Consider the following 25,455-nt stretch of genomic DNA (forward strand, 5'->3'; position numbering starts at 1 on the left):
ATACACCAATTATAGGAATTTTGAATCGGTCTGTCAATGTTTCTTTTCGAGAAGACGGTTACGCCAACGATCGCAATATTTGCTATACTGACGACAGAAGAACCGCCAGGAAGGATGACCGAGATGTTGGATCGATTGAGTGCCTTAGAGGACCGTTATGAAAAACTGAATGATATGTTGGCTGATCCAGCCATCATCAATGATACGAATCAATTACGCGAGGTCTCAAAGGAGCAGTCGCAGCTTGCCCCAACCGTTGAGACATATCGCGTCTATCGCGAGAAGATGGAAGCCTATCAAGAGGCACGTCAGATGTTGACAGATCCGGAGATGCGCGACCTTGCGAAGGAAGAAGTCGCGATGCTTGAGCCGGAGATCAAAGAGCTCGAAGCGAAGCTGAAAGCTTTACTCTTACCGAAGGATCCGAATGACGATAAGAACGTCATCGTCGAGATTCGTGGTGCGGCAGGGGGAGATGAGGCAGCCTTATTTGCGGGTGACCTGTTTAAGATGTACTCGAAGTTTGCTGAGAAACAGAACTGGAAGATTGAGATCATCGACGCGAGCTATACGGAGCTCGGTGGTTATAAAGAAATCATCTTTATCGTCAAAGGAACAGGCGCCTACTCGAAGCTGAAGTATGAGAACGGGGCACACCGCGTCCAACGCGTTCCATCAACGGAATCGGGTGGACGGATTCATACATCGACCGCAACGGTTGCCGTGTTACCGGAAGCAGAAGACGTCGAGGTCGAAATCCATGATAAGGATGTCCGGGTCGATACGTTCACGTCGAGTGGACCGGGTGGACAGTCCGTCAATACGACGCAGTCCGCCGTCCGTGTCACGCACGTGCCGACGGGGATCGTCGCGAGCTGTCAGGATGAGAAATCGCAAATCAAGAACAAGGAAAAAGCGATGAAAGTTTTACGGGCGCGTGTCTACGATAAAATTCAACGCGAACAGCAAGCAGAGTATGATGAAAAACGAAAGTCGGCTGTTGGTACGGGTGACCGTTCAGAGCGGATTCGGACGTATAATTTTGCCCAAAACCGGGTGACGGACCATCGCATCGGATTGACGATTCAGAAGCTTGATCGAATCTTGCAAGGCGAGATGGATGAAGTCATCGATACGCTCGTCATGGAACATCAGGCGCGAGCATCGGAGGCGGCAAACTGATGCGGATCGCAAAACGTCTAAATGAGGCAAAAACGATGATGGAACAAGCAGGACGCGAGGGTTCAAGTGCCGAATGGTTACTCATGCACGTCTTAGAAGTCGACCGGACCGGACTCCTTGTCCGCTTGTCCGATGAATTGACACCGGAGCAGGATTTACGATTCAGTGAATACTTGCTTGCTCATGTTCACGGTGTGCCCGTTCAGCATTTAATCGGCTATCAGCCGTTTTACGGACGGGACTTTCGTGTCACACCGGATGTCTTGATTCCACGACCGGAAACGGAAGAGTTGATCGTCTTCGTGACGGAGCGTCTCAAACGCGAGACGTTCACCGCGGGACAGATCGTCGACATCGGTACCGGTAGCGGGGCGATTGGAATCACGCTCGCCCTCGAACTCGAGCAACCGGTCACGACCGTCGATATTTCACCAGCTGCAATCGCGGTCGCGAAGCAAAATCAAGCAGCGCTTGGTGGAGACGTGACGTTCCTTGAAGGAGATTTACTCGCACCGCTCGCAGATGATTCCGTCCGGGTGCTCGTTTCGAACCCTCCTTATATCGAGGAAGAAGAATTACTCAGTGAAGTCGTGTTCGATCATGAACCGCATCTCGCCCTGTTTGGCGGAAAAGACGGTCTCGTCTTTTACCGACGTCTCGTCGAGGAGAGTGGACGGGTCTTACGCGACGATTTCCGACTGATTGCGTTTGAAATTGGACACAATCAAGGACCAGAAGTGCAAATGATGTTAAAAGAACGTTATCCAAATGCGGAAACGGGTATTTTAAAAGATATAAACGGTAAAGACCGTATCGTGTATGCGGAACGAAAGGATTGTACAGCGTGAAGACGGAAATGATTGACTTACAGACGATGGATGAAGCAGTTCGGTTATTGCAGGAAGGAGAGGTCGTGGCGATGCCGACCGAGACCGTTTATGGTCTCGCAGGAGACGCAACGAACGAAGCGGCTGTTCGGCGAATCTTCGCCGCGAAGGGTCGACCTTCCGACAATCCACTGATTGTCCATGTCGCATCCGTAGAACAGGCACATCAGTTCGTCACGCACATTCCAGATGTCGCGGCACGTTTGATGGAGGCGTTCTGGCCAGGAGCCTTGACGATCATCCTCGAATCGAACGGCACCGCATCCACACTCGTCACAGCAGGACTAGATACGATCGGATTACGGATGCCAGACCATCCGCTCGCGCTTCAATTAATTGAAGCGACAGGGCTGGGCCTCGCAGCACCGAGTGCCAACCGTTCCGGAAAACCTTCACCGACGTCATCTGCGCACGTCGCATATGACCTCTCGGGACGCATCGCTGCGATCGTCGATGGAGGGGAAACGGGCATCGGGGTCGAATCGACTGTCATCGATTGTACGATGACGCCACCGGCGATTTTACGACCGGGTGGCGTGACACGCGAACAAATCGAGTCGGTCATCGGTCCTGTCACACTCGATCCTGCCTTATCGATGAAAGATGTTACACCGAAGGCACCCGGGATGAAATATACCCACTATGCGCCGGAAGCAACACTGTCCGTCGTCGAAGGGGATCTTTCATTCTTACAGCAACTCATCGATGATGCGCGACAAACCGGACACAAGACGGGCGTTCTCCTGTTTGACGGGGAGGATGTCGACGCAGATGTTCGCTGCTCCCTTGGTAATTCGATGGAGACGGCGGCACAACGTCTTTACGATTGTTTACGGCGATTTGATCAGACGACGGTGGATCAGATTTTTGTACGAGACCTATCAGAAGAAGGGGTGGGGCTTGCGGTCCGCAACCGCCTCCATAAAGCAGCAGGTGGTCGGGTCATTCGCCCTTGAAGAAGGAGGATACGGAGATGAGCACACGTCGCGTTTTATTCATCTGTACAGGAAATACATGCCGTAGCCCGATGGCGATGGCATTACTACGCTCGAAAGTCGCTGATCAGGAATTCGACGTCCGTTCAGCAGGACTACGTTCGATGCAAGGATTTGATGCGTCCGAGAACGCCTTACAAGTGTTACGTGAACGCGGGATCGAACTCGAGCACTATACGCAAGTCTTTGATGATGTACTCGGACGCTGGTCTGACATCATCTTGACGATGACGCGTCAGCACAAGCAGGAAGTCGGTGAACGCTATCCGGAACTGAAGGAACGGACGTTTACCTTATATGAATATGTGACAGGGCTTGAACGGGACATCAATGATCCGTATGGCGGATCGATGAACGTCTACCGGCAAGTACGTAATGAACTCGAACCCCTCGTCAACCGTCTTGTGTTAAAATTGACGCAGAACGGAAACGGAAGAAAAGCTCCGGATACACGGAAACTTCCGAAAAAACAACCTAAACAAACGGGGGAATAGTAAAGATGAAAGTAGCAATCGGCGCGGATCATGGCGGTTTTAAGTTAAAGGCAGAAATCAACGACCTCTTACAAGAGCTCGGCATCGACTATACGGACTTCGGTACGCATTCAGCCGACTCGATCGATTATCCGGATGTCGCGATTCCAGTCGCTGAGGCAGTCGCAAGCGGAGAGTTTGATCGTGGTATCTTGATTTGTGGAACAGGCATCGGGATCGGAATCGCAGCGAACAAGGTCAAGGGCATCCGAGCAGCACTCGTCCATGATACGTTCAGTGCGAAAGCGACGCGTCAGCACAACGATTCGAACATCTTGACGATGGGCGAACGCGTCATCGGTCCAGGACTGGCTCGTGAGATCGCACAACTTTGGCTTGAAACGGAATTCGAAGGCGGACGTCATGAGAACCGCGTTTGCAAAATCTCAGATTATGAGGTGAAGTAATGGACTTGACACGCATCCAGCACGATTTAGAAGAAGCACTGAACGCTCTGGATGAACGATTTTCCTTAAAAGGAAAATTGCTCGTGATCGGCTGTTCGACGAGCGAAGTCATCGGTAAACAAATCGGCAAGGCCGGTTCGCCAGAAGTCGCGGACGCGTTGTTCGACGTATTCGATGCCTTTCGGCGGTCGCACCAAGTCGATCTTGCCTTCCAAGGCTGTGAGCATATCAACCGAGCGCTGACGCTTGAGCGGCAAACAGCAGAACGACTCGGACTCGATCCAGTGACGGTCGTTCCGGTTCCGGAAGCCGGTGGGTCGATGGCGAGTGCTGCTTATCAGCGCTTCTCGGCACCGGTCGTCGTCGAAGCGATTCAGGCAGACGCCGGGATTGATATCGGGGACACGTTCATCGGGATGCACTTGAAGGCTGTTGCGATTCCTGTGCGCTTGCCGCACAAGGAAATCGGTGAGGCACATGTGACGGCAGCCGTGACACGACCGAAATTAATCGGTGGAGCACGTGCTAAATACGAATGATTGATGCAAGGGGTTGCGCACCCCTTGCTTTTTTGATGTTGTTTTTAGGGATGCCGGGAACGAAACATTCGTGTTAAGATAGGTCTATCGAAATGAAATGGGGGAATTCAGATGGAACAAACACCGCTTACGTATCTGAAACAACAAGATGAGGCACTCTTTTCGGCAATGCGCCAGGAACTAGGTCGTCAACGGGATAACATCGAATTGATCGCATCCGAGAACTTCGTCTCGCAAGCTGTCATGGAAGCACAAGGCAGCGTCTTGACGAACAAGTACGCAGAAGGTTACCCAGGTCGTCGTTATTATGGTGGCTGTGAGTATGTCGATCTCGCTGAGAATCTAGCACGCGACCGCGCGAAGGAAATCTTCGGAGCGGAGCACGCGAACGTGCAACCACACTCGGGCGCACAAGCGAACATGGCGGTCTACTTCACGATTCTCGAGCAGGGCGATACGGTCCTCGGGATGAACCTCTCGCACGGTGGCCATCTGACGCACGGTAGCCCCGTCAATTTCTCCGGTGTCCAGTACAACTTCGTAGAATACGGTGTCGATCAAGAGACAGAGATGATTGATTACGACGTCGTCGCACAATTAGCAGAAGAGCACAAACCAAAATTAATCGTCGCGGGCGCATCGGCGTATCCGCGCGTCATCGACTTCAAACGTTTCCGTGAAATCGCAGACAGCGTCGGCGCTTACTTGATGGTCGACATGGCACACATCGCTGGACTCGTCGCAGCAGGTCAGCATCCGAACCCGGTCGAGCATGCACACTTCGTCACGACGACGACGCATAAGACGTTGCGTGGTCCACGTGGTGGGATGATCCTCTGTAAAGAAGAGCATGCGAAAGCGATCGATAAAGCGATCTTCCCAGGAATTCAAGGTGGTCCACTCATGCACGTCATCGCCGCGAAAGCTGTCGCGTTCGGTGAAGCACTGGCACCTGAGTTCAAGGACTACATCGGTCAAGTCGTCACGAACGCCAAAGTCCTCGGTGAGGAATTGACGAATCGTGGACTCCGGATCGTCTCAGGCGGAACGGACAATCACTTGCTCCTCGTCGACTTGCAACCGCTCGGGATCACGGGGAAACTCGCTGAGCATGCACTTGACGAAGCCGGCATCACGGTCAACAAGAACACGATTCCGTTCGATCCAGCGAGCCCGTTCGTCACGAGTGGTATTCGGATTGGAACGGCAGCGATGACATCACGTGGCTTCAAGGAAGCGGAGATGAAAGAAATCGCCGAGTTGATCGAACTCGTCTTGAACCATCCAGAAGAAGCAGACGTTCTCGCACAAGCACGCGAGCGTGTCGTTGCTTTGACAGGTCGTTTCCCACTCTACCCAGAGCGCGGATGACCGTCATCCCCTTCGTCCTTTTCGTTATGAGAAGGGGAAGGGGATTTTTGTTTGTCTAAAAAAGGAGGCGTACGATGTATATTCTAGTCGTTGAAGATGATCCACATATTCAAGCACTCGTCTGTTCAACGTTACAAGCCGACGGACATTCCGTCCGAGCGACAGCAGACGGAAACGAAGCGCTCGCTTGGATCGAGACGATGACGTTTGAAGCAGCCGTGCTCGACGTCTTGCTCCCCGGGCAGACCGGTCTCGTCCTGTGTGAGCGATTACGGCAAAACGGGGACATCCCGATCTTGATGCTGACGGCGCTCGGTGAACTAACGGATAAGCGGGACGGTTTTGCAGCAGGTGCTGATGATTACATCACAAAGCCGTTCGATCCGGAAGAATTAGTGTTTCGGCTTCACGCCGTGGCTCGGCGCTATCAAAAAGCGGCGCAACCCGTCTTACATCTCGGAGATGTCACGATCGATAAACGCAGTCAGCTCGTGACGATCCAGTCGACCGAGTGGACACTTCCGCGGCGCGAATTCGAATTATTACATCAGCTAGCTAGTTTTCCGGGACGGGTATTCAGTCGCGAGGAATTGATTGAACACGTCTGGGGACTTGATTTCATGGGAGATGACCGGACGATTGACGTCCACATCAAACGACTCCGTGGACGCTTAAAGGAGACGAATCAGGTGAAGATTGAGACGGTTCGTGGACTCGGGTACCGGTTGGAGGTCGAATCATGAGATCCCTCTATACGAAAATCGTCGGACTCGTCTGTGTCGTTCTACTCGTGTCCGCACTGTTAGCGCTTTTAATCAGTAACATTGCCTACTATTCGTTTTGGCAGGACAGCTATAGCCAAAAAGTTGAGGAAGCGGTCGAGACAGCGATTGATTATTACGAGACGCACGGTGACGGAAAGACAGAATCGTTTTACCGGATGTTACAAGCGACTGGCTTTCAACTATATGTGCAGACCGAAGACGGAACGGAGCGTTACGGAAATCCATTTCGTGATGAAACGCTCTCAAGTCAAATCGTCGAGCAAGTGAAAAATGGTCAACCGTACTACGGGATGCGTGAGTATCCGTTCCACCTCTTCTTGCTCGGTCTATTCGACAATGAAGTCATCAATACGTACGGGACGTCAGTCAAGACGGCGCAAGGAACGGATGCGATCTTCGTCCGGCCGGACTTGAGTCGGCAAATTCGTGAGTTGCACCTGTTCGTCGGTCTGTTTCTCGGACTGCTGGTCGTGATCAGCTTCCTCTTGCTTGTCTTCTCCATCCGGTATCTCGTGCGTCCGATCCGGCGCCTGACAAAAGCGACGGAACAGATGGCGTACGGTGACTACGGAATCCGCGTCGGAACGAAGGCACGCGATGAGATTGGAGAGCTGTCCCGGCGATTTGACGAGATGGCAACGGCAGTCGAAGCGTCTGATACAGAACGACGCCGGTTCGTCGCAAACGTTTCGCATGAATTTCAGTCACCGCTGACGACGATCTCGGGGTACGCGAGACAACTCGACGTGACGGGAGAAGACGTCAGGAGACGGGCAATCATTCAACAAGAGGCAGCGCGAATGTCGGAGCTGACGCGTCAATTATTGATCTTAGCGAAGCTCGATGAAGGACGGCGCTTTAAGCGGCAAGCACTTGATCTACGGACGAGTCTAGAGACGACACTCGCAACACTTGCCTTTCAGCTCGATGAGCAAGGCATCGCCGTCGCACTCGATGTACCAGCAGCGCTACAGATTCAAGCAGATGCTAGTGCGCTCGAACATGTTTTCCAAAACGTCATTCGAAACGCTGTTTCGGTCTCAGCCGAAGGAGCGACGATTCACATTCAAGCGGAAGAACAAGTGAATCAGGTCATCGTCCGAATCAAGGACGAAGGACCAGGCATGACCGAACAACAGATGGAACATGCCTTTGAACGCTTTTACCAAGGGGATGTATCCCGCACGTCGCGCGGGACGGGTCTTGGGCTTGCAATCGTCAAAGAGACGATGCGCCAACTTGGTGGGGATGCGAACTTGTCGTCCGATTCATCCGGTCTGACTGTGACATTGATTTTTTTACGCATTTGACGCGTGCGTTCATGTTCCGTTCATATTGCAGTCGTATCATCAATCCTGTAGCGAACATACAGGAGGGATCTCGCAATGAAACTAGGATGGAAAGAACTCGTCCGGATGAAAGGACGATTCAGTTGGATGACGATCGTGACGATGTTGATCGTTTTATTGATTTTAATGATCACCGGTCTTGCGGATGGACTGGCTTATGACAATGGGGCTGCCGTCCGGAATCTACCGGTCGAGCAGTTTGCACTGAGTAAAGACGCGGAAGGGCAACTGACCCGTTCGTTCTTACAGGCGGATGAGACACCGAAGGGCGCGGAAGCACTCGGTGTCCAGAACATGGTGCTTGAGAAGAAGAATGGAACGAAGGATGACGTGACAGTCTTTGCGTTACCACAGACTACGAACTATGGTCCAAAACAGTTGCAATCATTGAAACAAGGAGAAGTGCTCGTTGATGCCGCGTATGCGGAACAAGGCGGAACCCGTGTCGGCGATACGATCACCGATTTTCGGACGAAAGAGACGTTCCGGATTGCCGGCACGGTCACGGACGGACGTTATAGTCACGCACCGGTCCTTTGGATGACGGATGAATCGTGGCAAGCGTGGCAATCCAAGATGGGGGCATCATACGTCTCAGCGTACATCGGTCAGTCGTTACAAACGGATCAAGCGGTCTTCTCAAAACAAGCAGTCGTTGAGAATGTGCCAGGCTATGCAGCGGAGCAAAACTCCTTCCAGATGATGCGGGTTGCACTCGTCGTCATCGGGGCATTGATTCTGACAGCTTTCTTCTATATCTTGACGATGCAGAAGATGAAACAACTTGGCGTCCTAAAAGCAATCGGCATCCGAACACGGACGATGGGTGCGAGTCTACTCGTACAAGTCATCCTCCTGACGAGCCTCGCCTTTGGTGTCAGTGTCGTTATCACCTATCTGACGAGCCGCTTCTTACCAGCGGATCTTCCCTTCCGATTTGAATGGTCGACGAGTCTGATGTACGGCGGCATTTTACTCGTAACAGCGATCCTCGGAGCGCTCGTTCCGTTACGAATGGTGAAAAAACTTGAGGCGGCAGACGCGATGGGAGGAATGAACGGATGATTCAGTTAGAACGGATTGAACAGAGTTATGGTGAGATGACCGTCTTGCACGATATCAACTTACAGGCAGAAGCAGGGGAACTGATTGCCCTTGTTGGACCGAGCGGGAGTGGGAAAAGTACACTCCTTCAGTTGCTCGGTTTACTGCAGACACCAACAAAAGGTGCGGTCTATTTTGATGATACGTGCGTCAGTGAAGCATCGGGCGAAGAACGTCGTCGCTTACGTCTTGAGGAAGTCGGGTTCATCTTTCAGGAGTCGCATCTCGTACCCTTTTTGACAGCCCAGGAGCAACTGGAACTCGTCGCAAAAGAAGCTGGACGAACAGTGGATACGGTCGCAACACTCGCCATGTTCGGACTCGAACATCGCAAAGATCATTTGCCGCATGCGTTATCGGGCGGTGAGCGTCAACGCATCGCGATTGCCCGCGCCTTCGTCAATGATCCGCAACTTGTCTTAGCGGACGAGCCGACCGCAAGTCTCGATTATGCGAATGGGCGTCGAGTGATGGAGCTATTACAACGGCAAGCGCATGAGTCAAACAAGACGATTATCGTCATCACTCATGATGAACGGATGCTTGACGTCTGTGATCGCATCTGGCGGATCGAGGATGGAAAAATCCATACAGCATAAGACAACGAATGGATCGCTTTCGAGAGAATGGAAAGCGATTCTTTTTTTATATTCAATCTTGTAAGAGGAGGCGATGTCATTCCAAAAATTTGCTATACTTTTTAAAAAAGGAAATGAAGGAGTTTACGCGTTATGAATATTAAGAAGTTGACCCAAGCCGAGCTCGCGTCGACGACAGGAAGCCAGATGTTGAAATGGTTGGAGAAGAAGAGTACAACGAAATCAGAATACAAACGACTGTACGAAGATTTCAAGACGATCATCATCATGCAACAAGCAGGCTTTTATGAACAAGCGGATGCACGGCTTCTGCAATGGAAACATTTACCGATGCCGGTTGAATATTATACATATCGTCTTGCGATCGCCTCAAAGGCAGGCGGACGACGTCTTGCGAAGAAGCGATTCAAGGCGCTGCCGGAAGCGATTCAGAAACATGACAAATTAAAACAGTGGCGCCAAACGGTGAATCAGAATCAATGGTGGATGGCGGCAACCGGAGTGGTAGCGGCCGGCCTCTTATTCGTAGGTATTCAAGCGTGGTCTCCTACTTCAGAAAATGCTGCACCGAAAGAAGAGACCGATCAAAAAATTGCGCAACAGTTGGCTGACTTACAAACGGAAGTCGAGCAATTAAAAAAAGAAAACGAGAAATTGAATACCGATCAGAAGGAAAAGACGGAAGCGGAAGTAAAACAAGAGGCGACGCCGGTTAAGAAAAAGAAAACGACGAAAACGAGTGATCTGAAACCGGAAGCCGCATTAAAGGAAGCGGTTGCGGCTGTCCAAGCAAAGGATTATCAAAAAGCAAATGACCTGTTGAGTGCAGACGTCTTGAAAAATAAAGAGACAGCAGGGATGGCACGTTTTTATAAGTTGATTGCCGCCGGTAAGTTAAAGAAGACGACACAGGCAGACTATATCGCGTACCGTGAGGATTTTCCGAAGTCGGGTTACATGAGTGATGTCCTCTGGATGCAAGCGGTCTATGAACAAAAATATAAAAAAGGTGATTATCGCGCGACCTTGCAAGAACTCGCACAACAGCCGGACAATGAATGGTCTTACGCGGCGAAAGCGATTCTTTCCGGCAAGAGCACGCTTGGGGACTGACGAAAAAACAGTTCCCAAGCAGTGCGCTTTTAGAGTACAATGCGAAAAGAGAATGGAGAGGAGATGCAAACAATGAGTAAAGTACATGTATTTGATCACCCATTGATTCAGCACAAGATGACGATCATGCGTAAGGTCGAAACAGGAACGAAACAATTCCGGGAACTTGTCGACGAGGTGGCTTCATTGATGGCATATGAAATCACACGTGACCTTCCACTCACAGATGTCGCGATCGAGACACCGGTCACGAAGACGACGCAGAAGATGATCGAAGGCAAGAAACTCGGGATCGTCCCGATTCTCCGCGCCGGTCTCGGGATGGTCGACGGCATGCTCCGCATGATGCCAAACGTCAAGGTCGGTCACATCGGTTTGTACCGTGATCCGGAGACACTCGAGCCAACGGAATACTACCTCAAGCTCCCAACAGACGTCGCAGAACGTGATTTCGTCGTCGTTGACCCGATGCTTGCGACAGGTGGTTCGGCGGCAGACGCCATCTCCTCCTTAAAGAAACAAGGGGCGAAGAGCATTAAGCTCGCATGTCTCTGTGCAGCACCTGAAGGCGTCAAACGCGTTCAAGAAGAACACCCGGACGTCGATATCTATCTCGCGGCACTCGACGAGAAGTTGAACGACCACGGCTACATCGTCCCAGGACTCGGTGACGCAGGAGACCGTCTCTTCGGAACGAAGTAAAAATAGTAAGATACACAAAAAGACCGCAGACGATGATCTGCGGTCTTTTCGTTGCTATTTCGTAAACTGCGCAAGACTGCTGAAATATGCTTTAATGAAAAAAGGAAAAAAGGAGGAAGTCACCATGCCGATTACAGTCATGCCGATTTTCGGGACTCGACCGGAAGCTATTAAAATGGCACCGCTCGTCAACGCCCTGAAGCAACACCCTGCTTTTGATGTTCATGTCACAATCACAGCCCAGCACCGCGAGATGCTCGATCAAGTACTTACCCTGTTCGAAATCGAACCGGATCACGATTTGAACATCATGAAGCAACGTCAAACTCTCGTCGACATTACGACGCGTGGTCTTGAAGGACTCGATGCGATCATGAAAGAGATCAAGCCGGACCTCGTCCTCGTCCATGGCGACACGACGACGACGTTCGTTGGGAGCCTTGCTGCCTATTACAACCAAATCGTGGTCGGTCACGTCGAGGCAGGGCTGCGCACGTATAATAAATACTCACCGTTCCCGGAAGAGGTCAATCGTCAGTTGACGTCGACGCTCGCAGACTTACATTTTGCTCCGACCGCACAAGCGGCAGCGAACCTTGCGTCCGAGAATCGTCATGCTGGCGTCTATATTACAGGGAACACAGCAATCGATGCCCTGCAGACGACGGTCCAAACCGATTACGTCCATCCGATGCTCGAGACGGTCGGGGATCGGAAGTTGATCTTGATGACGGCGCACCGTCGTGAGAATCAAGGGGAGAAGATGCATCAGATGTTCCGCGCGATCCGTCGCCTCGTCGATGCGTTCCCAGATACACACGTCGTTTATCCAGTTCACCTCAACCCAGTTGTTCAGGAAGCGGCGAAAGCCGTGTTCAAAGGACATGATCGCATTTCGTTAATTGCCCCACTTGATGTCTTTGATTTCCATAACTTCGCAAGCCGTGCTCACTTAATCTTAACGGACTCAGGTGGCGTACAGGAAGAAGCGCCGTCACTCGGTGTTCCGGTACTTGTCTTACGGGATACGACCGAGCGTCCGGAAGGAATTACTGCTGGGACGCTAAAGCTTGCCGGAACAGAAGAAGAGACGATTTATCAGATGGCAACGGAACTGTTGACGAATGAAATACTTTATAAAGAAATGGCACATGCCTCAAATCCATACGGTGATGGTCATGCGTCAGAACGGATCGTCCAAGCGATCCTGCATCACTTCGGTCAAGGGGAAGCACCGGCACCGTTACTCACGCAATAAGAAACGACGATCACTCTCCGAATCGCTTACATTCACTTGCTTTCCTCAGGCGAGACGCAAGCCGCGTCTCCATCGTCCTTAGACGAGGAGTCAGGTCTCACTTGTCTCTGACAGCACAAAGACTTGTGCTTTTTCCTGTAGGAGTCGCGTGAAATAAGCGATTCTTTTTGTTTTAGTACATCTATGTCGACAAGAGGTTTTAGTTTATAGGAATAACATCTTTAATTCTTACCATTTCCACTAAAATCAGCCCATTTGTTTAGAAAATGTAAAACCAGATGACCTTGAAACTGGAAGATAAACCATGACGATTCAGGCTGTGACACACCTCACGATTGAAAAATTGGAAATCGTTGAAATCTATTGTTACAAACAGATGTCAGAGCTGTTTTTGTGTCCCGATTCGGAAGCGTTTACAATTGTGAACAGAAAATGTTTTTTCACAAAATCGACACAAATCAATTTTAGAGGTCTTGTTTCGGTTGAGGTAGCACGATATAACGTTACTATTCAACGGTTTTGTTCACCATATGAACAATCTCTATAACCGTTGATAGTACTACATATTTTCTTCACATCTTCGTGAAATGAGTTGCACGTATGACATCTGTGAAAACCTTATCATTCGTTGATATGTATAGGTTTTTTGGCTCTGTTTTTATTGTGAATTCATTTGACTATGAAAGCTGCTTCATTGTATTCTTGACTAGTATGAAAATCCGCAAATTGTGGGAAAGAAAAAGAACTCGCAATTGGGAAAAAAGGGGGTCGTCTCTAGTGCGCCAAAGTGGGCTCGCGAAGAGTATGGTCATGGCCTCGCAAATTTCGACGGCACTGGCTGCACCGATCGTCATTGGCTTTTTGGTTGGGAACTATGGGGAACAACAACAATGGTGGGAAAAAATGGGTGCGACATTCGCCGTGTTCATCGGGATTTTCATCGGCATTCTTTGCATGATCGCCATGATCAGGCACTTGTTAGGGGAGAAGACATGAACATCATCCTTCAAGATGCGTTGTATCGTGCGTACTTACGATGGTTTGGACTCTTTTACGGAATCCTGGCTGTCCTGCTGCTCATCGGACGCCCGAGTGACCCGGTCATTTATGGACTAGCACTTGGTGGAACTGGCAGCTTTCTGATCTTGACGCTTCAACGATTAAGCGTCGATCGTATGTATCGTGTAATTGAGACCGGGCGTAAGCCAGTGTCTCGAGGGACCGTTTCACGCATGGCGGTCGCGGTACTTTGTGTGATGATCGGTTTGAAATATCAAACTGAATTGTCATTAACTGCGGTGGTAATAGGCCTTCTCGCCGGCCACGTCATACAATTTTGTGAGTTCTTGACTCACGAACTCAAGCGGGAAAAGAGGTGAATAGTCAAATGAACCACGAAATGCCACTTTACGAAATCCCACTCTGGGGTGACTTCGTTCTGTACGGTAGCTGGACGAACTTGATCACAGTATTGATTGCTGCTGCTCTCGTCTTCTTGATTGCCGTGGCCGGTACGCGACGTCTTGTGATGAAGCCAACCGGTGCTCAAAACGTGATGGAGATGTTCCTCGAATTCGTTCGCGGTATCATCAGCAGCACGATGGACTGGAAAACAGGGGGTCGCTTCCTTACGTTCGGAATGACATTATTCCTGTTCATCCTTGTGTCCAACATCATGGGTCTCCCATTCAACGTCGTGACGGGACACTACATTTGGTTCAACTCACCAACTGCAGATCCTTACGTGACACTGGCACTTTCATCTCTCGTAGTAGTCTTAAGTCATTACTACGGTGTGAAGATGCGAGGCTTCGGCGCTTATGCGAAAACATTCATGACGCCGATGTTTATCATTACCATCATCGAGGAGTTTGCAAACACGTTGACGCTCGGTCTTCGTCTTTACGGAAACATCTTCGCTGGTGAAATCATGATCGGAATCATTCTTTCGATCGGTATCGTCTCTGGTACGAACGATTTCCAATTCCTCGGACCAGTCGGCGCGATCATCTCGGGTATCCCGATGTTGATCTGGCAAGGATTCTCACTCTTCATCGGTGGTATCCAAGCGTATATCTTCCTTATCCTGACGATGGTTTACATCGGACATAAGGCAGCGCACGACCATTAATTCGAAGGTAAAGCATCCGCTTTTCCGATAACAGCACGACAAATCAATGAACATACTCTAGGGAGGCAATTTATCATGAATCTTATTGCAACAGCGATCATCATCGGACTCGGCGCACTCGGCGCAGGTATCGGTAACGGTCTTATCGTAAACGGTACAGTATTAGGTCAAGCACGTCAGCCAGAACTCAAAAACGAACTTCGTCAAACAATGTTCATCGGTATCGGTCTTGTTGAGGCACTTCCAATCATCGGTGTAGCGGTCGGTTTCCTTCTTCTCAACTCTTAATCCACGATTAACGAGAACGGACTACATAGGGCGCTATTCGTTCAACGTTTGAGTGAACCGTCACGGGAGCTTAGGCTCCCTTATGTAGATATTGAAGTTGAACCAACCACGAGGGGAGTGTAATCGAATGAATCTAACGTATCTTGCGGCAGAGGCTGGCGGCGAAGGCAACCAACTCTTATTAGCCAACATGATCGTCACGATCGTCGTTTTCCTCTTGCTCCTCATCCTCTTGAAGAAATTCGCATGGGGCCCGCTCGTCAACATGATGAAAGCGCGGGAAGAGCATGTGGCTAGCGAGATCAACTCGGCTGAAAAGAGCCGTAAAGACGCTGAAGTCTACGTAGAACAACAACGCGAAGAATTAAACAAGGCGCGTACGGAAGCACGCGACCTTTTAGAAGCATCACGCCGTCAGGCAGAAGCAGAGCAAGCACGTGCGATGGAGCAGGCACGTCTTGAATCCGAAATGAGTAAGGAAGAAGCTCGCCGTGCGATCGAACGTGAACGCGCTGAAGCACAAGCTGCTTTGAAGAACGATGTCGCTCTTCAAGCAATCGCTGCAGCACGCCACGTCATGAAAATACAGCTTGCGACGGACGAAGCCGCTCAAAAAGCACTCGTCGATCAATTCCTTGCTGATACTAAGGGCACGAACTAATGCGTGATCACGTAGCGGGACGCTACGCAAAAGCGCTCTTCGATCTTGCGCTTGAGCACCATGTGCTCGAGCAAGCAGAAGCTGATGTGCGGACGCTCGGCGAAGTGCTCCACGCAACACCAGAGCTCGCTTCGGTTTTAGATAACCCATCGATTTCTGCTGAAGAGCTCAAGCAAGTTCTTCAAACAAGCTTCACGGGCTACAACTCGATCGTCTTGAACACATTGCTCGTCATGGTCGAAAACGACCGGGCGGCAGAGATCGTTACATTACCGGAACACTTCATTGCATTGTTGAATGAACACCGCAATGTCGCGACGGCAATCGTCACGAGTGCATACAAATTGTCAGACGAGGAACTCACGAAAGTGAAAGAGACGTTTGGCCAAAAATCAGGTAAAACGCTTGAAGTCGAGAACGTCGTCGACACGCGCGTCATCGGAGGACTTCGCGTCCAAATCGGTTACACGACATATGACGGTACGATCGAAACTAAACTAACGCGCCTTGAGCGTGAGCTGTTAAAAGCGTAAGAAAATAGGGGTGAAACGCATGAGCATTAGAGCTGAAGAAATCAGCGCCCTGCTTAAAGCGCGTATCGCGCAGTACGGTTCTACGATGGAAGTGAACGAGACAGGTACGGTCATCCAAATCGGTGATGGTATCGCTCGTGCACACGGACTCGACAACGTCATGTCGGGAGAGCTCGTAGAATTCGCTAACGGCACAATGGGCTTGGCGCAAAACTTAGAAGAAGGCAACGTCGGTATCATCATCCTCGGTGACTACCTTGAAATCAAAGAAGGCGACTCTGTTCGCCGTACGGGCCGCATCATGGAAGTACCAACAGGAGACGCACTCCTCGGACGTGTCGTCAACCCACTCGGTATGCCAATCGATGGTCTTGGTCCAATCGAAACAGAACACTACAACCCGATCGAGCGTAAGGCGTCTGGCGTCATGGCGCGTAAATCGGTACACGAACCACTTCAGACAGGAATCAAGGCGATCGATGCCCTCGTTCCAATCGGTCGTGGACAGCGTGAGTTGATCATCGGTGACCGTCAGACGGGTAAAACGTCGATCGCGATCGATACGATCATCAACCAAAAAGAAGAAAACATGATCTGTATCTACGTCGCAATCGGACAAAAAGAATCAACAGTCCGTGGCGTCGTCGAGACGCTCCGTAAAAACGGTGCCCTCGATTACACGATCGTCGTTTCGGCAGCGGCTTCACAGCCAGCTCCACTTCTTTACCTCGCACCATTCGCAGGTGTCGCGATGGGTGAACACTTCATGGACCAAGGCAAACACGTTCTTGTCATCTATGATGATCTTTCAAAACAAGCAGCTGCTTACCGTGAGCTTTCACTTCTCTTGAAACGCCCACCAGGCCGCGAAGCTTACCCAGGGGATGTCTTCTACCTCCACTCACGCCTTCTTGAGCGTGCGGCGAAGTTGAACGACGAGCTTGGCGCAGGTAGCTTGACTGCCCTTCCGTTCATCGAAACACAAGCGTCGGATATCTCAGCTTATATCCCGACGAACGTTATCTCGATCACGGATGGTCAAATCTTCCTTCAATCGGATCTCTTCTTCTCAGGTGTCCGTCCCGCGATCAACCCGGGTCTCTCGGTATCGCGTGTAGGTGGTTCGGCTCAAGTAAAAGCGATGAAGAAGGTAGCGGGTACGCTCCGTCTTGACCTCGCATCTTACCGTGAGCTTGAAGCATTCGCTCAGTTCGGATCTGACCTTGATAAAGCGACTCAATCGAAGCTTAACCGTGGTGAGCGGACAGTTGAAGTCTTGAAACAAGACTTGAACCAACCACTTACTGTCGATAAGCAAGTCATCATCATCTATGCCTTGACTCGTGGTCACCTTGATGATGTTGCTGTAACGGATATTCGTCGTTTTGAAAAGGAACTCAACCTCTGGCTCGATCAAAATCGCAAACAACTTTGCGATGAGATCCGTAAGACAGGTAACCTTCCAGCAGACGAAGAGCTCGTAGCAGCAATCTCAGAATTTAAGAAAACGTTCCAAGCGACGGTCTAATCCGGCGGAACGCTCTTGATACTAACAAGGTGGTGAATCGAAATGGCATCGTTGCGCGAGATACAAACGCGGATCAACTCGACGAAAAGTACGAAACAGATCACGAAAGCGATGAACATGGTTTCGGCGTCGAAACTGAACCGCGCTCAAGCACATAGCGCGAAGTTCCAACCTTACATGCTGAAAATGCAAGAGGTACTCGGAACCATTGCGAATGGCACGACAGGTGCGAGCCATCCGATGCTCGAGAAACGTCCCGTCCAAAAGACGGGCTACATCGTCATCACATCGGATCGCGGCTTAGCTGGTGCATATAACGCCAACGTGCTGCGTGAAGTCTACCGGGAAATCAAAGAAAAGCATACTGCGGACAGTTACGTTCTCTTCGTGGTCGGTAAAGTCGGTGTCCAGTTCTTCCGTTCACGCGGAATCACGGTCACGGATGCGATCACAGGCTTGAACGATTCTCCTTCGTATGTCGACGTCGCTGAGATCGTGAAGCGCACAGTGAGTGCGTTCACGATCGGCGAAATCGACGAGCTCAAGCTGTGCTACAACCACTTCTTATCTGTCATCAGCCAAGAAGTGAAAGTCGAAACTCTTCTCCCACTCGGAGAAATCGAAGCTTCGTCTTCGACGACTTATGAGTACGAGCCAAGCGAGGAACAAATCCTTGCTGAACTCCTCCCGCGTTATGCGGAGAGCTTGATCTTCGGTGCGCTTCTTGACGCGAAAGTAGCAGAACATGCGTCACGTATGACAGCAATGCAAAGTGCGACAGATAACGCAGATGACTTGATCGGTCGATTGACTCTCGTCTACAACCGAGCTCGACAAGCTGCGATCACGCAAGAAATCACAGAGATCGTCAGTGGGGCTGCTGCGCAGCAGTAATCCCGACTGGCGTAACGATAGGTAGGAGGAAACACGATGAACGAACTCGGTTTAAAAGGCCGCGTCGTCGCGGTCATGGGACCTGTCATCGACGTTAAGTTCGAAGGACACTTACCGAACATCTACAACGCGCTTCGTATTCAATATACGCCGCAAACTGTAGAAGAAGTGGCTATCGACTTGACGCTTGAGGTCGCCCTGCACCTTGGTGACGACGTCGTCCGTACCATTGCGATGGACTCTACGGATGGAGTACGCCGTGGAATGGAAGTACTCGATACGAATGCTCCAATCTCGGTACCCGTCGGAGAAGCGACACTTGGTCGCGTCTTCAACGTACTCGGTAACCCAATTGATGAAAAAGAAATCGCTGCTGACGTGGAACGTCTTCCGATCCACAAAAAAGCACCGACTTTCGATAACCTTTCAACGAAAGTTGAAATCCTCGAGACTGGAATTAAAGTCGTCGACTTGCTCGCTCCTTACATCAAGGGTGGTAAGATCGGTCTCTTCGGTGGTGCCGGTGTAGGTAAGACCGTCCTCATCCAGGAATTGATCAACAACATCGCGCAAGAGCACAGCGGTATCTCGGTATTCGCAGGTGTTGGTGAGCGGACGCGTGAAGGAAATGACTTGTTCCACGAGATGACGGATTCAGGCGTTATCAAACAAACAGCGATGGTCTTCGGTCAGATGAACGAACCACCGGGTGCACGTCTTCGTGTTGCCTTGACTGGTTTGACAATGGCAGAATACTTCCGTGATGAGCAAGGACAAGACGTTCTTCTCTTCGTTGATAACATCTTCCGTTACACACAAGCGGGTTCTGAGGTATCGGCCCTTCTCGGTCGTATGCCATCTGCCGTTGGTTACCAGCCAACACTCGCAACAGAGATGGGTATGCTCCAAGAGCGAATCACATCAACAAACAAAGGTTCGGTTACATCGATCCAAGCGGTTTATGTACCAGCCGATGACTATACTGACCCGGCTCCTGCGACGACGTTTGCTCACTTAGATGCAACGACGAACCTTGAGCGCCGTCTCTCTGAGATGGGGATCTATCCTGCCGTGGATCCACTTGCTTCAACATCACGCGCCCTTTCACCGGAAATCGTCGGCGAAGAGCACTACGGTGTTGCACGTCAAGTTCAGGAAACACTTCAGCGTTATAAAGAACTTCAAGATATCATCGCGATCCTCGGTATGGACGAGTTGTCAGAAGACGACAAATTGACTGTACACCGTGCGCGTCGTATCCAGTTCTTCTTGTCGCAGAACTTCCACGTAGCTGAGCAGTTCACAGGACAAAAAGGATCGTACGTCCCAGTTAAGGACACGATCCGCGGCTTCAAAGAAATCCTCGAAGGTAAACACGATGACTTAACGGAAGAAGCATTCCGTCTCGTCGGTCCGATCGAAGATGCGATTGAAAAAGCGAAGGCGCTTGTCTAAGTGACAAAGCATAAGGGGGACTTGAGATGAACACACTTCATGTCAATATCGTCACCCCGGATGGCGAAGTGTATGATGGCGATATCCGTATGGTCGTTGCGAAGACGATTTCTGGTGAGATCGGGGTTCTCCCGCACCACGTCCCACTCGTAACACCACTCGATATCAGCATCTTGAAGTTGCGCCACGAAGATGGCGGACGCACGTTGATCGCTATCAGCGGTGGCTTTATGGAAGTGCGCCAGGATACTGTAACGGTTCTTGCGGAAACTGCGGAGCAAGCAGACAAGGTCGACTACGACCGTGCTGCAGCTGCGAAGGTTCGTGCAGAACGTCGTCTCCAGGACACGAAATTATCAGAACTCGAATTCAAGCGTGCTGAACTTTCACTGAAACGAGCAGTTAACCGTCTCAGCTTGAAAGACTACGGTCGCGATTGATGTCGATCAAAGACTCGATTCCTTCATGGAATCGGGTCTTTTTTTGTACGACGCATCAATGAATGAGTGCGAAGAAGCGTTTTCTGAGCGAGGCGCTTGGAATCAGGTTTAGGAAGCGAAAAATATGTAAAAGAACACTATATGCCTTGTTTTCACGATTTCTTCAACAGAAAGCTCATGATTTTCCTCATTTGCTCTTCAATAAATATATTTTATGCGATAAAATAAATGCAGCTTGTGTCATTTTGTTTGCGCAATCATTCATTTTATGAAATCATGGTAAAGTTGAAGAAATTATGAAGAAGAGGTGCAATGGTAGTGACGTCAATTGGTATTAGTGCTCTGATCAGCATGCTCATGTACGTGATCGCCATCTTGTTTGCTTGGTGGGTGATGTTACCAATCAAATGGGATAAATTCCTGCAACATCCTAGAGGTCCACAGGCGGTTTTACTACGTGTCCTGCTTGCTGTTGCTCTTGGTTCCAGTCTGGCGCGCTTTTTACTTGAATATGCGGGTTTTGCGCAACGTCTGAAATTCTTATTCAGCTGAACTTGTAACTTCATTGTAAACCTTGTATCGTGAAACTGGATTACCATGGAAAAGGACACTGTTCTTTAATGAAAGAACACAGTCAATTTATCAATCATCGAAACAGTCGCGTAGTAGTTTTAACTATTGGGAGTTTCTCTTCTATCGGTTCATCTCGAACCGCATACGCACTTATCACGCCATCATAAATAGAACAGAAACGAAGCAGAGGAGTATGGGGAATGGAAAAAATCGTTGTCCGAGGCGGACGTAAATTAGCTGGCACAGTCAAAGTAGAAGGTGCAAAAAATGCCGTATTAAAAACACTCGTTGCAACATTGCTTGCATCAGAAGGGAAATCCGTCCTTCAAAACGTACCACGTTTAGCAGACGTCTATACGATCAATAACGTGTTGCGCAACTTGAACGCGGAAGTCGAATTCGATGCGGAAGCCAACACGGTGACGGTCAATGCAGAGCCGAATCTTAAAGACGAGGCACCACTCGAGTACGTGCGTAAGATGCGAGCTTCGATTCTCGTCATGGGTCCATTACTTGCACGCCTCGGGCGCGCACGCGTTGCAATGCCAGGTGGCTGTGCAATCGGATCACGTCCGATCGATCTTCACTTGAAAGGCTTCGAAGCGATGGGCGCGAAGACGATCATCGGAAACGGATTTGTTGAAGCGCATGTCGACGGTCGTCTCCAAGGTGCAAAAATCTACCTCGACTTCCCATCAGTCGGTGCGACAGAGAATATCATGATGGCTGCGACACTCGCAGAAGGAACGACAGTCATCGAGAACGTCGCAAAAGAACCAGAAATCGTTGACCTTGCGAACTTCTTGAACGCAATGGGCGCAAAAGTCCGCGGTGCAGGTACAGAAACGATCCGCATCGAAGGCGTCGAGAAATTACACGGTGCAACACACTATGTCATTCCTGACCGGATTGAAGCAGGTACGTTCATGATCGCAGCAGCGATCACAGAAGGTGACGTCGAAGTCATCGGTGCTGAGCGCGAACACCTTCGTCCACTCATCTCGAAGATGGAAGAGATGGGCGTTAAGATCACGGATACAGAAGAAGGACTCCGTGTCGTTGGTCCAGCAAAACTTGAAGCAGTTGATGTCAAGACGATGCCACACCCTGGTTTCCCGACAGACGTTCAAGCACAGATGATGGCCCTCGTTCTCAAAGCAGGCGGCACATCGGTCATCACGGAAACAGTTTTTGAGAACCGTTTCATGCACGTTGAAGAATTCCGTCGCATGAACGCGGACATCAAGATTGAAGGTCGCTCGTCGATCATCAATGGTGGTGTACAGTTACAAGGTGCGGAAGTTCTTTCAACGGATCTTCGCTCAGGTGCTGCACTCGTCACAGCAGGATTGATCGCTGAAGGCGAAACGCGTGTCGGTGCGCTTCACCACATCGATCGTGGATACGTCGACTTCCACCTCAAACTTCAAGCACTCGGTGCAGACGTCGAACGTGTGACAGAAGAAGCGGCAATCGTCGAAGAAACGGCAGCAACAAAGCTTTAATTCCAATTATCCAAGCATCATCTCATGTTTTTGAGATGATGCTTTTTTGCTGTATTTTCAAAAAGATGACAATGAAATGTGAAAAGCGAAAAAGAAAGTCGTTTCGTTATGAGGCGTATGCTAGAATTGAAAAGTATGTATACATAAATGGGTTAGACGTCCAAACGACGTTCTATATTTTGGAAGAATAGCCATCGGGTAAAGGAGAGCACACGAGATGTTTTCAAAAGATATCGGAATCGACTTAGGGACGGCGAACGTCGTCATTCATGTCAAAGGGAGAGGCATCGTCCTCGATGAGCCATCGGTCGTCGCGATCGATAAGGCAACAGGTAAGATTCATGCAGTAGGAACGGAAGCACACTTGATGGTAGGGCGGACACCGGGGAACATCGTCGCGATTCGTCCTTTACAAGACGGAGTCATCGCGGACTTCGAGATGACGGAAGCAATGCTTCGCCATTTCATCGATAAGATTGAAGTCCGTAAGATGTTCGGTGGCGTCCGGATGTTGATCTGTACACCAGCAAGCATCACGACGGTTGAAGCGAAGGCGATTCGTCAAGCCGGTGAAAAATCAGGCGCAAAGACGGTCTTCCTCGAAGTCGAGCCGAAGGTCGCAGCAGTCGGTGCTGGTATGGACATTTGGATGCCAGCAGGGCACATGGTCATTGATATCGGTGGGGGAACGACGGACGTCGCTGTACTATCGATGGGTGATATCGTATGCGGGGAGACGATCAAAGTCGCAGGAGATCGCTTCGACCACGACATCATCCGTTCAATCAAGGATACACATAAGCTCATCATCGGGGAACGGACGGCACAAGCGGTCAAGACGACAGTTGCTACTGTTTCAGAAGACGGACGGAGCGAACAGATGGATATTCGGGGACGCAATCTCGTGACAGGCTTACCGCACAACATCACGGTGACATCTGAAGAGATGCACGAAGCGCTCGCGGAAGCAGCGATGGAAATCGTCGAAGCAACGAAGCGTGTGCTCGAGAAGACGCCACCAGAGCTTGCAGCGGATATCATCGATCGCGGTATCATCCTGACGGGTGGGGGCGCACTCCTTGACGGCATCGATCAACTGCTTGCAAAAGAACTCGGACTACCGGTTCTGATCGCAGAAGATCCAATGCTATGTGTCGCACGCGGTACAGGCATCATGCTCGATAATCTAGGCAAGTGATGAAAAGATGGAAGTGTTCTCAACGGAGAATGCTTCTTTTTTTGTAGCATTCATTTTGCGAATTAATGAAGAGTAGAGGACAACTGGAAGAAATACTTGAACGATTCAAACGCTAGACATTTCACATTGTGAAGTGTATATTAGAAGTTGTTGTATTGAAACGAATTGTAAAATAAAAGGAAGTGATGCCACAATGCCATTGTGGAAAAGAAATTTAGTCGTCGTTTGGTTCGGTAGTTTTTTGACCGCTGCAGCCCTCAGTCTCGTTTTACCGTTTTTGCCCTTATTCATTGAAGAACTCGGTGTCGACAGCCGACAAGATATTACGACCTGGTCCGGCATCGCTTTTGGTGCAACGTTCCTCGTCGCTGCGATCGTCTCACCAATCTGGGGACGTCTCGCCGATCGAAAAGGTCGGAAGCTGATGTTGCTTCGTGCAAGTCTTGGTATGTCGATCGTCATGTTCTTGATTAGTTTCGTTCAAGACGTCTATCAACTCGTATTCTTACGTCTTGTCATGGGAGCCGTATCCGGATTCATTTCAGCCGGTATTACACTCGTTGCTTCCCAAACCCCAAAAGAGAAAAGTGGCTGGGCGCTCGGCACCCTGTCGACCGGTGGGATTGCCGGTGGATTGCTAGGACCTCTCATTGGAGGATTCCTCGCCGACGTTGTTGGGCTTCGACCCGTTTTTCTCTTTACGAGCGTACCGCTCTTCATTACCTTCCTCGTGACCTACTTCTTAGTCAAAGAAGAATTCGTCCCAATGGAAGTCAAAAAGATGGCGTCCGCGAAGGAAATCATCCAGTCGCTGCGTCATCCGGAACTGATTTTAAGTCTCTTTTTGACGACGTTCCTGATTCAGTTCGCGGCACAATCAATCAGTCCGATCCTGTCGCTCTATGTCCGGGAACTCAGTCCGGGTACAGAACGTCTCGCGTTACTATCCGGGATCGTCGCTTCGGCACCTGGGATCGCAGCATTGATTGCAGCGCAACGACTCGGTCGTCTATCGGATAAAATCGGAGCAGAGCGTGTCTTGTTTTTTGCGCTACTTATTTTTGCGGCGTTCTTGATTCCGCAAGCATTCGTCACGGATACGAGCCAATTGATCGTCTTACGGATGGGAATTGGTTTTGCGACAGCAGCACTAATGCCGTCCGTCCAAACGTTGCTTCGGAAGAATACGCCAGCCAATGCGTCAGGCCGGATCTTTGGATATAACCAGTCCGCGCAGTTCATGGGGAACTTCCTCGGACCACTCGCGGGTGGACAGATTGCCGGGCACTTCGGCTTTGAAGCGTTATTCCTCTTCACTGGACTGATCGTCATCACGAATGCCGTGTTAGAGCGGACACAAACAGCAATGCTCAGTAAAAATAACGGATAAGGTAAAACACGTCGACTCTAACGAAGGAGTCGACG

At 50.2% G+C, this 25,455-nt stretch carries 28 protein-coding genes; all 28 read left to right on the top strand.

Features of this window, described 5'->3' with window-relative positions; all coding sequences use genetic code 11:
• The first annotated feature begins 123 nt into the window (after nt 1-123).
• The 28 genes from prfA (at nt 124) to EXG77_RS02065 (ending at nt 25,420) form a co-directional block, all read left to right on the top strand.
• Nucleotides 124-1,182, top strand: coding sequence for a peptide chain release factor 1 (prfA, locus tag EXG77_RS01930; RefSeq protein ID WP_023469516.1), 1,059 nt, complete (start codon nt 124-126; stop codon nt 1,180-1,182).
• Nucleotides 1,182-2,030, top strand: coding sequence for a peptide chain release factor N(5)-glutamine methyltransferase (gene prmC, locus EXG77_RS01935; RefSeq protein WP_023469515.1), 849 nt, complete (start codon nt 1,182-1,184; stop codon nt 2,028-2,030). The genes prfA and prmC overlap by 1 nt, the downstream gene beginning before the upstream one ends.
• Nucleotides 2,027-3,025 (top strand): L-threonylcarbamoyladenylate synthase, encoded by a 999-nt coding sequence (locus EXG77_RS01940; RefSeq protein WP_023469514.1) that lies wholly within the window; start codon nt 2,027-2,029, stop codon nt 3,023-3,025. Before prmC ends, EXG77_RS01940 begins: the two co-directional genes overlap by 4 nt.
• 17 nt (nt 3,026-3,042) lie before the next feature.
• Entirely contained in the window at nt 3,043-3,558 is a 516-nt protein-coding gene (locus EXG77_RS01945; RefSeq protein WP_023469513.1) for a low molecular weight protein arginine phosphatase, read from the top strand.
• Nucleotides 3,559-3,563: 5 nt separating this feature from the next.
• Nucleotides 3,564-4,004 (top strand): ribose 5-phosphate isomerase B, encoded by a 441-nt coding sequence (gene rpiB, locus EXG77_RS01950; RefSeq protein ID WP_023469512.1) that lies wholly within the window; start codon nt 3,564-3,566, stop codon nt 4,002-4,004.
• Nucleotides 4,004-4,543 carry a TIGR01440 family protein gene (locus EXG77_RS01955; RefSeq protein WP_023469511.1) on the top strand — a complete coding sequence of 180 codons (540 nt, stop codon included), beginning with the start codon at nt 4,004-4,006 and terminating at the stop codon, nt 4,541-4,543. The genes rpiB and EXG77_RS01955 overlap by 1 nt, the downstream gene beginning before the upstream one ends.
• A 111-nt stretch (nt 4,544-4,654) precedes the next feature.
• Nucleotides 4,655-5,914 (top strand): serine hydroxymethyltransferase, encoded by a 1,260-nt coding sequence (glyA, locus tag EXG77_RS01960; protein WP_023469510.1) that lies wholly within the window; start codon nt 4,655-4,657, stop codon nt 5,912-5,914.
• 74 nt (nt 5,915-5,988) lie between these two features.
• Nucleotides 5,989-6,657 (top strand): response regulator transcription factor, encoded by a 669-nt coding sequence (locus tag EXG77_RS01965; protein WP_035395848.1) that lies wholly within the window; start codon nt 5,989-5,991, stop codon nt 6,655-6,657.
• A complete protein-coding gene (locus tag EXG77_RS01970) occupies nt 6,654-8,009 on the top strand; it encodes a HAMP domain-containing sensor histidine kinase (RefSeq protein ID WP_035395850.1) in 1,356 nt (451 codons plus the stop codon). Before EXG77_RS01965 ends, EXG77_RS01970 begins: the two co-directional genes overlap by 4 nt.
• Before the next feature lie 75 nt (nt 8,010-8,084).
• Nucleotides 8,085-9,113, top strand: coding sequence for an ABC transporter permease (locus tag EXG77_RS01975; protein WP_035395852.1), 1,029 nt, complete (start codon nt 8,085-8,087; stop codon nt 9,111-9,113).
• On the top strand, nt 9,110-9,751 hold the full coding sequence (locus EXG77_RS01980) for an ABC transporter ATP-binding protein (RefSeq protein WP_035395854.1): 642 nt from the start codon (nt 9,110-9,112) through the stop codon (nt 9,749-9,751). Before EXG77_RS01975 ends, EXG77_RS01980 begins: the two co-directional genes overlap by 4 nt.
• Nucleotides 9,752-9,883: 132 nt before the next feature.
• Nucleotides 9,884-10,864: a hypothetical protein gene (locus tag EXG77_RS01985; protein WP_035395856.1), complete on the top strand. Its 981-nt coding sequence runs from the start codon at nt 9,884-9,886 to the stop codon at nt 10,862-10,864.
• Between the two features lie 72 nt (nt 10,865-10,936).
• Nucleotides 10,937-11,566, top strand: coding sequence for a uracil phosphoribosyltransferase (upp, locus tag EXG77_RS01990; protein WP_023469504.1), 630 nt, complete (start codon nt 10,937-10,939; stop codon nt 11,564-11,566).
• A 124-nt stretch (nt 11,567-11,690) separates the two neighbouring features.
• Nucleotides 11,691-12,824 (top strand): non-hydrolyzing UDP-N-acetylglucosamine 2-epimerase, encoded by a 1,134-nt coding sequence (gene wecB / locus EXG77_RS01995; RefSeq protein WP_035395857.1) that lies wholly within the window; start codon nt 11,691-11,693, stop codon nt 12,822-12,824.
• A gap of 777 nt (nt 12,825-13,601) precedes the next feature.
• Complete coding sequence (locus EXG77_RS02000; RefSeq protein WP_023469502.1) at nt 13,602-13,820, top strand: AtpZ/AtpI family protein; 219 nt, start codon at nt 13,602-13,604, stop codon at nt 13,818-13,820.
• Complete coding sequence (locus EXG77_RS02005; RefSeq protein ID WP_023469501.1) at nt 13,817-14,203, top strand: ATP synthase subunit I; 387 nt, start codon at nt 13,817-13,819, stop codon at nt 14,201-14,203. The genes EXG77_RS02000 and EXG77_RS02005 overlap by 4 nt, the downstream gene beginning before the upstream one ends.
• A gap of 8 nt (nt 14,204-14,211) precedes the next feature.
• On the top strand, nt 14,212-14,955 hold the full coding sequence (gene atpB, locus EXG77_RS02010) for a F0F1 ATP synthase subunit A (RefSeq protein ID WP_023469500.1): 744 nt from the start codon (nt 14,212-14,214) through the stop codon (nt 14,953-14,955).
• 75 nt (nt 14,956-15,030) lie between these two features.
• Nucleotides 15,031-15,243: a F0F1 ATP synthase subunit C gene (atpE, locus tag EXG77_RS02015; protein WP_023469499.1), complete on the top strand. Its 213-nt coding sequence runs from the start codon at nt 15,031-15,033 to the stop codon at nt 15,241-15,243.
• Between the two features lie 127 nt (nt 15,244-15,370).
• Complete coding sequence (gene atpF, locus EXG77_RS02020; protein WP_035395858.1) at nt 15,371-15,904, top strand: F0F1 ATP synthase subunit B; 534 nt, start codon at nt 15,371-15,373, stop codon at nt 15,902-15,904.
• Complete coding sequence (locus EXG77_RS02025) at nt 15,904-16,437, top strand: F0F1 ATP synthase subunit delta (protein WP_035395859.1); 534 nt, start codon at nt 15,904-15,906, stop codon at nt 16,435-16,437. The genes atpF and EXG77_RS02025 overlap by 1 nt, the downstream gene beginning before the upstream one ends.
• Nucleotides 16,438-16,456: 19 nt before the next feature.
• The gene (gene atpA / locus EXG77_RS02030; protein WP_035395863.1) at nt 16,457-17,965 is read left to right on the top strand and encodes a F0F1 ATP synthase subunit alpha; all 1,509 of its coding nucleotides are present in this window, start codon (nt 16,457-16,459) and stop codon (nt 17,963-17,965) included.
• 42 nt (nt 17,966-18,007) lie between these two features.
• Nucleotides 18,008-18,859, top strand: a complete 852-nt coding sequence (gene atpG / locus EXG77_RS02035; RefSeq protein WP_035395865.1) for an ATP synthase F1 subunit gamma — start codon at nt 18,008-18,010, stop codon at nt 18,857-18,859.
• 36 nt (nt 18,860-18,895) lie between these two features.
• A complete protein-coding gene (atpD, locus tag EXG77_RS02040) occupies nt 18,896-20,314 on the top strand; it encodes a F0F1 ATP synthase subunit beta (protein WP_023469494.1) in 1,419 nt (472 codons plus the stop codon).
• A gap of 26 nt (nt 20,315-20,340) precedes the next feature.
• Nucleotides 20,341-20,754, top strand: a complete 414-nt coding sequence (locus tag EXG77_RS02045; RefSeq protein WP_023469493.1) for a F0F1 ATP synthase subunit epsilon — start codon at nt 20,341-20,343, stop codon at nt 20,752-20,754.
• A gap of 312 nt (nt 20,755-21,066) precedes the next feature.
• Nucleotides 21,067-21,306, top strand: coding sequence for a DUF1146 family protein (locus tag EXG77_RS02050; protein WP_235515945.1), 240 nt, complete (start codon nt 21,067-21,069; stop codon nt 21,304-21,306).
• Between the two features lie 221 nt (nt 21,307-21,527).
• Nucleotides 21,528-22,832 (top strand): UDP-N-acetylglucosamine 1-carboxyvinyltransferase, encoded by a 1,305-nt coding sequence (gene murA / locus EXG77_RS02055; RefSeq protein WP_023469491.1) that lies wholly within the window; start codon nt 21,528-21,530, stop codon nt 22,830-22,832.
• 217 nt (nt 22,833-23,049) lie between these two features.
• Nucleotides 23,050-24,030: a rod shape-determining protein MreB gene (gene mreB / locus EXG77_RS02060; RefSeq protein ID WP_023469490.1), complete on the top strand. Its 981-nt coding sequence runs from the start codon at nt 23,050-23,052 to the stop codon at nt 24,028-24,030.
• 193 nt (nt 24,031-24,223) lie between these two features.
• Entirely contained in the window at nt 24,224-25,420 is a 1,197-nt protein-coding gene (locus EXG77_RS02065; protein WP_035395868.1) for a multidrug efflux MFS transporter, read from the top strand.
• Nucleotides 25,421-25,455: the final 35 nt, after the last annotated feature.

The organism is Exiguobacterium sp. OS-77, from assembly GCF_000414195.2.
Classification (GTDB): domain Bacteria; phylum Bacillota; class Bacilli; order Exiguobacteriales; family Exiguobacteriaceae; genus Exiguobacterium_A; species Exiguobacterium_A indicum.